This is a genomic window from Leucobacter fengyongliangi (assembly GCF_052386045.1).
This window is the reverse complement of record NZ_CM126356.1, coordinates 2,201,775-2,214,014: the sequence shown is the minus strand read 5'-3', so window position 1 is coordinate 2,214,014 and position 12,240 is coordinate 2,201,775. Positions and strand designations below refer to the sequence as shown.

The window sequence follows — 12,240 nt, the reverse complement described above, 5'->3', positions numbered from 1 at the left end:
GATGACTCATTCAGAAGCACCCGCGGCGCACCAGCCGCACGAGGCGGCCCCGGTAGCCCTGGTCACCGGGGCCGCGTCTGGCATCGGCTACGCGATTGCCCGCAGCCTGCACAGCGATGGGTTTCTCCTCGGTATCTGTGACCGCAACCCTGAGCTGCTCACCACCTGGCGAGACGAACTCATCGCGGGCACCGCAGTGGTTCGGGTGGGCGATGTTGGCGACGAGCTCTTTCGTGCCTCGTTCGTTTCGGAGGTCGCCGAACGATTCGCGGGAATCGATGTGCTCGTCAACAATGCCGCTACCGGGGGCGCCGGAGGGCCGATCGCCCACCTTGCGCTGCAAGATCTGCGTGACACGCTCGAAATCAACGTGGTCGCACTGGTGGGTATGACCCAGCTCGCCCTGCCGCACCTGGCGCGATCGTCGCGGGGGCGCGTCATCAACCTTGCGTCACTGTTCGCGCATGATCCGGCACCCAACGGTGGCGACTATTCGGCGAGCAAGGGAGCGGTGTACAGTCTCACGCGTCTCATGGCGCTCGAGTTCGGCGAGGAAGGGATCACCTGCAACGCCATTGACCCCGGCTACATTCTCACTCCGATGCACGAAGCGGAGGTGGCTGCGCAGGCGGCGGCACGCGGAATCTCCGTCGAGACCCGCTTTGCGCAACTGCGTGCTGAGGTGCCGATGGGTCGGCATGGCACGAGCGATGACGTTGCCCAGGCTGTGTCCTGGCTCGCTTCAGAAGGAGCCTCCTACGTCACCGGTGTGAATCTTGCGGTGAACGGTGGAGTGAGTTTCGCGTGATCACGGATACGCTGACAGCTGCGCCGGGCTTGGTGCTTGCTGGTGCCGCAAGCCCCGCCGCGCAGGCGCTCGTTGAACTCGCCCGCGAACGCGGGTGGAAGATTGCGGTCTTCAGCGATCCGCATGAGAGCTGGGGCACCCTGCCCGACACTCCGACCTATCCCGTGGACCTGTCGGATGCCCAGGCAGTTGAAGAGTGCTTCGCGAGGGTGTCCTCGAACTGGGGGCATCCCGCCTCGGCGCTCGTGTACTTCGCGACATCGGATACGCCCGATGCCCGCGCACGGCTCGCGGTCACCGAGTCAGCCGACGGCTGGGAAGCGACCCAGTCGCATCACCCGCTCTCGGGGTTTCTCTTCGCGCAGTCAGGCGCACGCGAAATGTTGCGACTGCGCGGCGGTCAACAGGTGGAAGATGGTGCCGTCGTGCTCGTGGTCGATGTCGGGGTGGCGCACAGCGCGCCGGGCTTTGGCACTGCATCCATGTCTGCGGCAGTCGGCGGGCTCGCCGGCACCGCACGCCAACTCGCGGTCGAGTGGGGGCCGTTTGGCATTCGGGTCAACACGGTGCACCTCGGCATTACCGAAGGCCTGACCGGCCGTGGCGCGGAACTGCTGCGCCGAGTTCCGCTCGCACGGGTGGCCGATCCACGCGAACTCGCTGAATCTTGTTACTATCTGATGAGTCGCGCATCTTCCTACGTCACCGGCGCTGTCTTGCCCGTTGACGGGGGGTATCACGCCAGTTGATTCAGAGCCTGAATGATCGTTCGCGAGTACACAGTTCGACGTAGCGAGGGTGGGCTTTGGTGTTAGACCAGGTGTTTGAGAGAACCATCTCCGTCGATACGCCCGAACGCGACCTGCCCCGGCAGGTTCCCGCCGAGATTTGGCGCTACGCCCTCGCGTTTCTCCACCTGCGTCGCCCGACACTCCGCTTTGTGTGGAGAGACGACAAGCAGTGGATCGATGTGCAGTTTAGTCGCGAGAACCGCAGCGGGGTGGGCAACCACGGCCACGATCACGTGCGTGTGTTGGTCTCGCCGACCGAGATGCCACGTGGCATCACCGTGCGAGAACTCGACGTATTGACGCTGGTGGCACTCGGCCTCACCAACGGCGGCATCGCCGAACGGCTCGGCACCTCAGCACGTACCGTGTCGAGTCAGCTGGAGCGACTGCTCGAGAAGCTTGGTCAGACATCGCGAGGTGGATTGGCCGCCGTCGCCGTCGACCTCGGGCTGCTGCGCCTTCCGTTTCCCGGAGGCACTCCCGAATCCGGCGGAATCGGAATTGCAGAGCTCGAACTGGCTCTGCACGCGCAATTTGATCCCAGCCTCTCTGTTGCGAGGGGAGGGCTCGCGGCGCGGGTGCCCATTCGCTTGGGAATCATTGAACCGGGGGGCCTCGGCACCGACTCCGCGCAGACGCTCAACGGTGCGTTGCTCGCGATCGACGAGATCAATGCGCAGGGCGGCATCGGGGGGCGGCGCATCGAACCGATCATCGAAACCGTCGAGATTTTTGATTGGGAGAGCGTCGCACGTGGGCTCGACCGGGTCATCGAGGCCGACGTTGACGCGATCATCACGAGTTACGTGAGCGCCGAACATCCACAGTTCCTCGACGTCATCGCCGACTACGGCAAGCCATTCCTGCATACCGCGACATTCGAAGCTGATGTGCTGCGGGCCGAGCTTGAGCCGTGGCGGTACGGCATGGTGTTTCAAACCTGCGCCTCAGAAACCTATTACGGGCCCGGAATGCTCAGGGTGCTCAAACGCCTCGAGGAGGCACGGTTGTGGGCTCCGCGTGAGCGGCGAATCGTGTGCCTGGAAATGGAGTCAGTGAGCATGCATCTGGCGACCCCAGCCTTCCTGGAGCGCGCGAGTGACGCGGGATGGACCGTCGCCGCCACCATCGAAACCCCGGTCGGAAACACCGACTGGTCGGCCACTGTTGCCAACCTCGCCGTTCTGCGCCCTGACGTGATCCTGATCGCCAACTATGTTGAGACCGAGTTGGTCTCGTTTCAGCGCGCATTTGCCCACTCGCCCCTGCCCGCGCTGGTCTACAGCATCTACTCACCGTCCATCCCCTCCTACCTGCGGGAGTTGGGCGCGGCAGCAAACGGTGTGATCTGGTCGACCACCACCGGCACGTACGACGACGAATTGGGGCGGCGCTTTCGCCACCAGTATGCAACGAAGTTCGGCGAAGATCCGGGGTGGTCGCAGGCCGGGGCGGTGTACGACCAGGTGCGGATGCTTTCCGCGGCGTGGTCGTCAGTGGATTCGCGCAACGTCGAAGCCGTCGTGCAGTACCTGCGGCGGTGGCCGTACCGGGGCGTCAACGGTGTGTACTACTTCGGCGAGACCGGGCATGCGCCCAGGCTCTACCCCGATACCACCTCCGATGCGGCGCTGAGCCAAGCCCATCTCGTGTACCAGATTCAAGACCAGCAGCATGTGCTGTTGCATCCTGAGCCCTTTGGAAACCTCCAGAGTTTCGCACTGCCGCCGTGGTTTGATGCGACGGCAGAGCGCGCCCGGTGAGGTCGCACGTGCTCCCGCACGCGGCCGCGATCCACTGACTACGAAACGAGAAAACCGCCGTCAACCGGCAGAACGACACCCGTGATGTAGCTCGCCGCCGGGCTACTCAGGAAGAGGCAGGCGGCCGCGACCTCGTTTGCCTCGCCGAGGCGTCGGAGCGGGAGCCGCTGCAGGAGGCCAGCCGTCGCGTCTTCGTGCTGCGTGATCGTCGTCATCGGGGTGTTGATGACTCCCGGCGCAACCGCGTTCACGCGGATGCCGCGCGGGCCGAGCTCCGCGGCCAGCTGGGTTGTGAGCGAGACCACCGCGCCCTTGCTCGCGGCGTAGGCTGAGCACGGTTCAAAAAAATCACCCCGGGCGTAGGCGATGGACGTGAGCAACACGAGCGACCCATTGGTCATGATGCGGCTGGCCTCACGCGCCACGAGGAACGAACTGGTGCTGTTGGTGCGCATGCTGTGCTCCCACTCATCGAGCGACATGTCGCCGACCGGGGCCTGCCGGTAAATGCCTGCGCTATGGATCACCGCATCCGGCGGGCCGCCGAGGTCGTCTTCTGAGCGAGCAAACACATGCGCAAGCGCGGTGGCATCGGTCACATCGACAGCTCGAGTGATGAGTCGGCCGGGGCCCGCGTCGCCCTCCGTGGCAGCATCGAATGGTGCGGCAGAATCGACTGGTGCGGCAGGGGCGTGCAGATCGAGGCCGAGCACGGTACCGCCCGCGTTGCGGACCGCGTGCGAGACCGCACGGCCAATGCCTGACTGTGCGCCGGTGACGATGACGCGGTGAGGGAGGGAGAAAGAGGTGTCTGTCATGATTTATCTAGTCCATCATGTTGTCGCGCCTCCCGCGTCGGGTGAATGACGGAAATAGGATGCGAGACAGATGCGAGACAGATGCGAGAGCGGAGCGGCAATGAGTGATCACATCATCGACGAGGCGTGGCTGACCGAGCTGGTCGCCGCGTGGCCCGGGGCCGAGGCCGCGGAGAAGCCCGAGTGGGAGACTTTCGTGCTCACCGTCGCGGGCAAAATCTTCGGCATCTTCGGGGTGGGCAGCGGCGAGCTGCTCCTCACGCTGAAGGGTAATCCGCTCGACAACGAGGCGCTGCGGCAGGAGTTTCCCGAGGTCGTACCCGGCTACCACGTCAACAAGAAACACTGGAACTCGGTGCGCCTCGAGGCGTCCTCGCTCGGCCGCGAGCACCTGGCCGAACTCATCGAAGAGTCGTATGCCCTGGTGTTTGCCTCGCTCACGAAGAAGTTGCAGGCAGAACTTCGCGAGATCCACAAGATGGATCGCCTCACCCGCGAGGAGTAAGCCGGCGCCTCAGCGGGACTAGGCTCTGCCCCACAAAGAATATGAGCCGTCCCTTCCGAATTGACCGAAATGGTGCCTCCGCATGAGAGCCTTGCCGGATCTATTGTCAACATGAACTTTTGCGAAAACGCCGCGTTGGAGCCCCGACGCAGCGTCATGCTCACGCAGCACTTTCAGAAGTTCTCGCATCGCTTGATCCGCGACATCAGTGCCGTGGAAGTCGTTTGAACGGGCAAGGGCTTTTATGAAATGCGGCGAACCCATATCTGCTCCAGTCGCAGTTTCGTAGATCACCACCACCGCGATTTTCCCTAGTGAGCGACCCACGAGAACGTGATCAGGAATGGGAACCGGGTACTTCAAGTTCCGAATGTAACTCTGAACCTCCACTTGCCACTTGCGTGGGTGGGTGTGAGGTCGTGAGCGAAATCTGCTTACCTTGGATGGATAGGCACAAGCAAACTGCTGAAGCTCCCCACGAGTTTCACGGTCTGCTTCTTGCCATTCAAGCCTCACTCTGCTGTGATCGCCATCGCGAGAACTTCAGATGATCGTCGTCTGTTGGAGTGGTCTTTGCGTCGTAGAGTTTGGCGAGTTTTTCTCGTTCGGCGTCTGTAAGGCCGTCACTGCCGACGGAGGCGCGACTGTCCAGATCCAGCCTACTTGGCCGAACTACCTGATTGAGGATCGAGCCGTTCATGACTCATATACTAATCCCCGTTGCTGCGCGTCGTCGGAGAAAAGAAACTCGTCAGTAGTTCAGCGCTTCTTCTCATCGGGGGAGAGGGAGATCGGGGTTGTCGACGCGATCTCGTCCGAGAATTCCTCGGGGTGCACGACCGTAATCGACTGGGTGCGGTCGAGGGTGAGCCGCCACCTCGATTCACCACGGTGGATCCGCCCCGACGTCACCAACCAGACCAGGCCGCCGATGCAGCCAATCAGAGCGGCGATCGCTCCCACGCCGATCGCCCAGCGCGGGCCCATCGCGTCGGCCACCCACCCGATGATCGGCGCGCCGATCGGGGTGCCACCCATCAGAATTGCCATGTAGAGAGCCATCACACGGCCGCGCAGCGCGGGATCGGTCGTGGTCTGCACCACCGCGTTCGCCGTGGTGAGCAGCGTGACCACCGCGAACCCGGTCAGCATGAGGCTTGCGGCATACAACCAGTAGCTCGGCATGAACGCCGAGATGATGCTCGCGACCGCGAAGAACCCCGACGCGCCAATCACGACGCTGATGCGCGCGCGGTCGCGCCTGGCCGCCAGCAGCGCGCCGGTGAGCGACCCGATCGCGAGGATCGAGGAGAGCAGGCCGAAGCCGTCGGCGTCCTTGCCGAACTCCACCGCCATGGTCGAGGCGATGATCGGGAAGTTCATGCCGAACGCGCCCATCAGAAAGACGATGCCGAACACGACGAGCAGGTCGCGGCGCTTCGAGACGTAGCGAAACCCCTCGAGCAGATTCCGCTTCTGGGTGCTGCGCACGCGGGCGGGAAGCTGATCCACCCGGAGCAGCTTGATCATGATCAGCATGATGATGAACGTGGCCGCGTTGGCGAGAAATACCCAGCCGGAGCCGACCGCCACAATGGTGAAGCCGGCCACCGCCGGGCCGATGAGCCGCGCGGTGTTGAACGCCGCCGAGTTCAGGGCGACCGCGTTCGACGCGTTTTGCAGCGACACGATGTCGGTCACGATGGTCTGCCGCGCAGGGTTGTCGAACGCCATCACCACGCCGAACAGAAACGCCAAAAGGTACAGGTGCCAGAGCTGTGCCTGCCCGCTGAGCAGCAGCAAGCCGAGCAGTACCGCGAGCAGCGTGAACGCCAACTGCGTGACGTACAGCACGTGGCGGCGATCGAAGCGGTCGGTCACCCACCCTGTGATCGGCACGAGCAGCAGCGGCGGGGCGAACTGCAGGGCCATGGTGATTCCGACGGCGGTGGCATCGTAGTCGGTGACCTCGGTGAGCACGACCCAGTTCAGCGCGGTCGCCTGCATCCAGGTGCCCACATTCGAGACGAGCGCGCCGATGAACCACACGCGGTAATTGAACGACGCGAATGAGCGAAACATTGCGGTCATAGGCTGGCCGCCTCGACGGTCGCGCGAGCGACGGACATGGGGAGCAGGAGGCTCGCGTGATCTCCGGGGAGACGTTCGAATGCGTACTGCTCGTAGAACGGCACCACGCTGGGGTCTTGCGTATGTACAAGTATGGCCGCCGCGCCGACCGCATCGGCGGCCGAGACGCTGCGCAGGATCGCGTCGCGCAAGAGACCTGCGCCGAGCCCCAGACCCTGGTACGCCTCGTGCACCGCAAGCTTGCCAATAAGCACGACCGGGATCTCACGAGGGGCGCCGCGGCCGATCCGCCCAGCATCTTCGCGAGCCACGTCGTGCATAGAGAGCGCGTAGACGCCAGCGATGCCCGACTGAGGCGTTGTGTGGTTGGGTGGATCTGTGGCAGGTACCGGTACCATCACCGACTCCGTCACGAACACTCGCGAATGGCCCAGAACGTGGTTGCGGAGAGCGTGACGCGCGAACCAGGCATCGATCGAAGCGTCGCCGCATCGAAAGTTCGAACGATCATCATCTGCTGACAGGTGTCGGGGTGGTGTGAAGCGGCTCAAGCCTCGAACACGTTCTCACGGGCAAGCAGGCCGGCGAGTTTCGGGTCTACCCGCGCGGGGGTGTCGATTGCGTCAGCGAACACCTGCCATGACTCACGCCGCAGGGTGATTTTGCGGCTCGCCGCCAGCGTCTCGCGGGCGGCGCTGAGCGCTGCCTGCTGGATGAATGCAGACGTGGAGACGCCCAGCAGGTCCGCGGCCTCAGAAATCTCGACCTTCTGCTCGACCGACACGCGGAGGTCAATCCGGTCGTTTTTCGTGGGGGAACTCATGCACCCAGTGTACGGTGAAATTCCGTACCGCGACTGTGGTGGGTCTGTGATCTTTTCATTCTTCGAGAAGTCGGCGGCGGTGGTGGAGTTCGTGCTGCCAAGCGCGGGTCTGAGCCGCGGAGCCTGGAATCTGCAAGATTGTGCATATTGTGCTGGTTTTGTGCCGTCCGAGGCGTCTGGTGTCATTGAATCTGCGCGATCGTGCATTTGACTGGGCTTGGTGGATCGGCGCGAAGGAGGGTGGGAATGGCAGTGGCCCCCGCGATCCACTGGGGAAATCGCGGGGGCCACCTCATCAGAGGAATTAACCCTTGAAGGTCTCGAAGATCTTCGTGTAGTTCGACATTTCCTCGTTGTTGCAGGGAGTGACCGGCCTCGCGCCGTCGTAGCCCTCGGGAACCACGATCGCCGAGCTGTTCTTCAACTCGTCGCTCATGAGCTCGTCGGTGCCCTCAACGCCCGAGGCGTACGCCTGGAAGTTGACCGCGACGGCCATGTTCTCGGGAACGAGCATCCAGTTCAGGAAGGTCTTGGCCTGATCCACATTCTTCGCACCCGACGGGATCGCGAAGTTATCCTGCCACAGTGCGATGCCCTCCTTCGGGTACACGAACTTCAGGCTCGGGCGATCCTGTGCGGCGCGGTGACCGGCACCGTTCCAGATCATTGCCATCGACTGCTCGCCGTTCGCGAGACGCTCCAAGATGCCGTCGCTGTTGATGGTGTCGACGCGCGGCTTGAACTGCATGAGCAGATCCTGTGCGGCCTGCAGCTCGGCGCCGTCGGTGGTGCAGAACTCACCGCCGGTCACGCGCAATGCCGAGTTCACGACCTCGGTCTGATCGTTCATGGTGCCGACGTTGCCGGCCGAGGCGGGCGGGTTGAAGTAGTCGGCCCACGAGTCGAGCTCTTCGGTGATCACCGCGGTGTCGTACATGAACGACGTGGTGCCATAGAGATACGGGGTCGTGTACTTGCGACCCTCGTCGAAGTAGACATCCATGAAGTCGTCTTTGATGTTGCCGCCATTGGGCAGGCTCTGCGAGTCGAATTCGAGCAGCATGCCGTCGTTCGCGAGGATCTCGACCATGTAGTCGCTCGGCACGACCACGTCGTAGCCGGCACCGTCAGACGCGCGCAGCTTCGCCTCCAGGCTCTCGTTCGAGTCGAAGAAGTCTACGTTGAGCTTGATTCCCGTCTCGTCGGTGAACTTCTTCACGAGCTCGTCGGGGAAGTAGTCGCTCCACGTGTAGAGGTTCACCTCGCCGCTCGTTGCCTCAACGTACTCGGTCGACGCGGTAGCCTCCCCGCCGCCCGAGTCGGAGACTCCGCCGCCGCAGGAGGTGAGGGCGAGCGCGCCCACGGCCGAGATGGCCAGTGCTGAGGCGATCCTGCGCCCCGTTTTGGTATTACGCATGTTGCTTACTCCTTCGTTGTGATTGCCAGAAAGTGATGAGGGTGACGACGATCGCGAGCACGAGCAGCATCGTCGCGATGACGTTCACCGCGGGGCTCGCGCCGCGCCTGATCAAGCTGAACAGGAACACCGGCAGCGGGGTCGCGCCGGAGGCCGACAGGAAGTTCGAGATGATGAAGTCGTCGAGCGAGATCACGAACGCGAGGATCGCGCCCGAGATGATGCCCGGCACCAGCAGCGGCAGCGTGATGCGCCGGAACATCTGCCAGGTGTTAGCACCCAGGTCGGTCGCCGCCTCGAAATAGGTGGTGCCGAGGCTGCGCAGGCGGGCGCGGATCGGCATGAGCGCGAACGGGATACAGAACGAGGTGTGCGCGAGCATGAGTGCGGTCATTCCGGGTGGCAGACCGATCATTCGAATGAAGCCGAGGGTGGCGACCGCGAGCACGATCTCGGGAATCACGAGCGGGGCCGTGAGGATCGCGGTCGCGATCGCGCTGCCCTTCGCGCGCAGCCGCTCGACCGAGAGCGCGAACAGGATCGAAAAGACCGTCGCCACGATGGTCGCGACCACCGCGATCTGCAGCGACACCCACACCGAGCTCAGCAGGTTCGCGTTCTGCGCCACCTCGCCGAACCAGCGCACGCTGAAGCCCTTCCAGATGAGCGCCGAGTCGCCATCGTTGAAGGCATAGATCGTGGTGATGAGAATCGGCACGTAGAGGAACACGACGCCGAAGATCGCGATCGGGGCGATGCCCGGGAAGTCGCGCAGCCGCAGCGCGCGCGGGGGTTTGCGGGGCTGTGTCACAGGCTGGGCTGCCGCGGTGGATGGCACAGCGGCGGCAGCGCCGGGAACGCCGGTCGTTTCGGCGGATCCACTGCTGGTGGTGGGTGCGGTCATAGTGAGATCTCCACCTTCTTGCCCGACTTTCTCGAGTACAACGCAATCGCGATCAGCGCGACCATGAGCAGCACGAGGGTGATCACCGAGAGCGCCGCGCCAAACGGCCAGTTGCGCGAGTCGCCAAACTGCGACGCGATGAGGTTGCCGATCAGCAGCACCTTCCCGCCGCCCAGCAACACGGGCTGCACGTACGAGCCGAACGCCGGCATGAACACGAGCAGAATGCCCGAGATGATGCCCGGGGTCGCGAGCGGCAAGATAATGCGGCGGATCACCGTCGACTTGCGCGCCCCCAGGTCGTACGCGGCCTCGGCGAGGCGGAAGTCGAAGCCCGCGAGCGACGCGTAGATCGGCAGCACCATGAACGGCAGGAACGTGTAGATCAGGCCGAGCTGCGAGGCCATCGGCGTGTAGAGCAGATCCATCTGCGGGAGGCCGAACGCGGCGGCCCCGGTGTTCACGATGCCGTTGTCGTTCAAGATCAGCATCCACGCGTAGGTGCGCACGAGGAGGTTCGTCCAGAAGGGCACCGTGATGAGCATCACCAGCAGGTTCTGCTTTTTCTCGGGGCGAGTGGCGATCCACAGGGCAATGGGAAACGCGAGGATCAGGCAGACGATCGTGGTGACCGCGGCCTGCCACAGCGAATCGCCGAACACCGACAGGTAGCGCGGGTCGAAGGCCGTGTTGCCGAGGAAGTCTGACTGGAAGAGGAAGTTGACGTAGGGCTCGAGCGTGAACTCGTAGATGATGCCGCCGCCGGTGGGCGGGCGAGACATGAACGAGAAGATGACGATGATGACGAGCGGGCCGATGGTGAAGAGCGCGGCCACGATGAGCGCCGGGATTACGGCGATCCACGGGAAGCGGCCGGGCACCTTCGGCTGTTTCTTGCGCTTCGTCGCGAGCGGCACCAGGTTTACGCCCGTGCGGTCGTCGCGCACGGTGGGCGCCTCGGGGGCGGTGCCGGTGCCGAGGTGCAGGCTCATTGCGCGGCCTGCGGTGTGGCGGGCGTCGCGGGTTTCGCGTGCACCGTGGCTCGGCCGGGTGCCCCGTGCCCCGCGGCGGTCTCGGGGGTGAGGGGCCGCAGCGCCACCGGGTCGGCGTAGAGCGACACCCCGGCATTGGGCTGCACCTCGGCGGGGAACGGCGGCGGCACCCGCACCGCGAGTTCCGTGCCGTCGGCCAACATCACGTTGCAGCGCAGGTCGGTGCCCATGTACACGAGCTTCGAGATGCGGCCCGACGCGAAGCGCACGCCGGTCGGGGTGAGGCTCACCCGTTCGGGGCGAATGGTGAGGGTCACCTCGCCATTCGGGGTGTCGACGACCTTGGGCAGGGTCACCGGATCACCGCCCGGGAGCGTCACCACGAGGCGCTGATCCGCGCCGCTGTTTTCACGGCCGTTCTCGCTGCCGCTCTCGTTGGCATGTTCGCTGCCGTGCCCGCCACTCCCGCTGCCGCCCACGCGCTGCGCGGGGGTCGTCACGAAGTTGGTTTCGCCGATGAAGTCGGCCACGAAGCGGCTCGCCGGCTTCTCGTAGATCTCTTCGGGGGTGCCGATCTGCTCGGGGCGGCCCTGGTTGAAGACCGCGATGCGGTCGCCCATGCTCAGCGCCTCCTCCTGATCGTGCGTGACGAAGACGAAGGTGATGCCGGTGGTGCGCTGCAGGCGCTTCAGCTCGGACTGCATGCCGCGGCGCAGCTTGAGATCGAGCGCGGCGAGCGGCTCGTCGAGCAGCAACACCTGCGGCTGCTTCGCGAGGGCCCGGGCCAGGGCGACGCGCTGCTGCTGACCGCCCGAGAGTTGCGCCGGCTTGCGGTTCGCCATCTCCGACAGCTGCACGAGCTCGAGCATCTCGGTCACGCGGGCATCGACCTCCGCCTTCTTGCGGCCCTCCATCTCGAGGCCGAACGCGATGTTCTGCGAGATCGTCAGGTGCGGGAAGAGCGCGTACGACTGGAAGACCGTGTTGACCGGCCTGGCGTGCGGGGCAAGCTGGTCGATGCGCTGATTTCCCAGGTGGATCTCGCCGCCGTCGAGGGTGTCAAGGCCAGCGATCGAGCGCAGCAGGGTGGTCTTGCCACACCCCGACGGGCCGAGCATCACGAAGAATTCGCCCTGTTTGATGGTGAACGACACGTCGTCGATCGCGTTGACGTGCGTCTTCTCGGGGGTGATGAAGGTCTTGCGTGCGTGCGAGATCGTGAGTTCGCGCGAAGGGGAATCGGTGGGATTGACGCGGTCGTGCCCGCTGATTGTCGGGATGGGCGTGGTCATAAATCGCCTGCTTCCTGAAAACCCGAGCCCGCATCG

General features: G+C 64.2%; 12 protein-coding genes. 4 read left to right on the top strand and 8 right to left on the bottom strand.

Translation table 11 applies throughout. The features are described from left to right. Position 1 precedes the first annotated feature (1 nt). From ACTNFK_RS10570 to ACTNFK_RS10560, 3 genes are all read left to right on the top strand, one after another. The gene (locus ACTNFK_RS10570) at positions 2-808 is read left to right on the top strand and encodes an SDR family NAD(P)-dependent oxidoreductase (protein WP_435936786.1); all 807 of its coding nucleotides are present in this window, start codon (positions 2-4) and stop codon (positions 806-808) included. Continuing rightward, the gene (locus ACTNFK_RS10565; protein ID WP_435936785.1) at positions 805-1,557 is read left to right on the top strand and encodes an SDR family oxidoreductase; all 753 of its coding nucleotides are present in this window, start codon (positions 805-807) and stop codon (positions 1,555-1,557) included. The genes ACTNFK_RS10570 and ACTNFK_RS10565 overlap by 4 nt, the downstream gene beginning before the upstream one ends. Positions 1,558-1,628: 71 nt before the next feature. Beyond that, the gene (locus ACTNFK_RS10560; protein WP_435936784.1) at positions 1,629-3,362 is read left to right on the top strand and encodes an ABC transporter substrate-binding protein; all 1,734 of its coding nucleotides are present in this window, start codon (positions 1,629-1,631) and stop codon (positions 3,360-3,362) included. A 38-nt stretch (positions 3,363-3,400) separates the two neighbouring features. Here the strand turns inward: ACTNFK_RS10560 and ACTNFK_RS10555 are convergent, their stop codons facing one another. Continuing rightward, on the bottom strand, positions 3,401-4,180 hold the full coding sequence (locus ACTNFK_RS10555) for an SDR family NAD(P)-dependent oxidoreductase (protein WP_435936783.1): 780 nt from the start codon (positions 4,178-4,180) through the stop codon (positions 3,401-3,403). Between the two features lie 100 nt (positions 4,181-4,280). Here ACTNFK_RS10555 and ACTNFK_RS10550 point away from each other — a divergent pair, with 100 nt between their 5' ends. Continuing rightward, positions 4,281-4,685: an MmcQ/YjbR family DNA-binding protein gene (locus tag ACTNFK_RS10550; protein WP_435936782.1), complete on the top strand. Its 405-nt coding sequence runs from the start codon at positions 4,281-4,283 to the stop codon at positions 4,683-4,685. A gap of 759 nt (positions 4,686-5,444) precedes the next feature. Here ACTNFK_RS10550 and ACTNFK_RS10545 read toward each other — a convergent pair. The 7 genes from ACTNFK_RS10545 to ACTNFK_RS10515 form a co-directional block, all read right to left on the bottom strand. Continuing rightward, complete coding sequence (locus tag ACTNFK_RS10545; protein ID WP_435936781.1) at positions 5,445-6,776, bottom strand: MFS transporter; 1,332 nt, start codon at positions 6,774-6,776, stop codon at positions 5,445-5,447. After that, positions 6,773-7,174 (bottom strand): GNAT family N-acetyltransferase, encoded by a 402-nt coding sequence (locus tag ACTNFK_RS10540; RefSeq protein WP_435936780.1) that lies wholly within the window; start codon positions 7,172-7,174, stop codon positions 6,773-6,775. The genes ACTNFK_RS10545 and ACTNFK_RS10540 overlap by 4 nt, the downstream gene beginning before the upstream one ends. Positions 7,175-7,323: 149 nt before the next feature. Next, positions 7,324-7,599 carry a type II toxin-antitoxin system TacA family antitoxin gene (locus ACTNFK_RS10535; RefSeq protein WP_435936779.1) on the bottom strand — a complete coding sequence of 92 codons (276 nt, stop codon included), beginning with the start codon at positions 7,597-7,599 and terminating at the stop codon, positions 7,324-7,326. Between the two features lie 304 nt (positions 7,600-7,903). After that, positions 7,904-9,016, bottom strand: coding sequence for an extracellular solute-binding protein (locus tag ACTNFK_RS10530; protein ID WP_435936778.1), 1,113 nt, complete (start codon positions 9,014-9,016; stop codon positions 7,904-7,906). Further along, positions 9,009-9,920, bottom strand: a complete 912-nt coding sequence (locus tag ACTNFK_RS10525; RefSeq protein WP_435936777.1) for an ABC transporter permease — start codon at positions 9,918-9,920, stop codon at positions 9,009-9,011. Before ACTNFK_RS10525 ends, ACTNFK_RS10530 begins: the two co-directional genes overlap by 8 nt. Continuing rightward, positions 9,917-10,912: an ABC transporter permease gene (locus ACTNFK_RS10520; protein WP_435936776.1), complete on the bottom strand. Its 996-nt coding sequence runs from the start codon at positions 10,910-10,912 to the stop codon at positions 9,917-9,919. Before ACTNFK_RS10520 ends, ACTNFK_RS10525 begins: the two co-directional genes overlap by 4 nt. After that, positions 10,909-12,204 carry an ABC transporter ATP-binding protein gene (locus ACTNFK_RS10515; RefSeq protein ID WP_435936775.1) on the bottom strand — a complete coding sequence of 432 codons (1,296 nt, stop codon included), beginning with the start codon at positions 12,202-12,204 and terminating at the stop codon, positions 10,909-10,911. The genes ACTNFK_RS10520 and ACTNFK_RS10515 overlap by 4 nt, the downstream gene beginning before the upstream one ends. Positions 12,205-12,240: the final 36 nt, after the last annotated feature.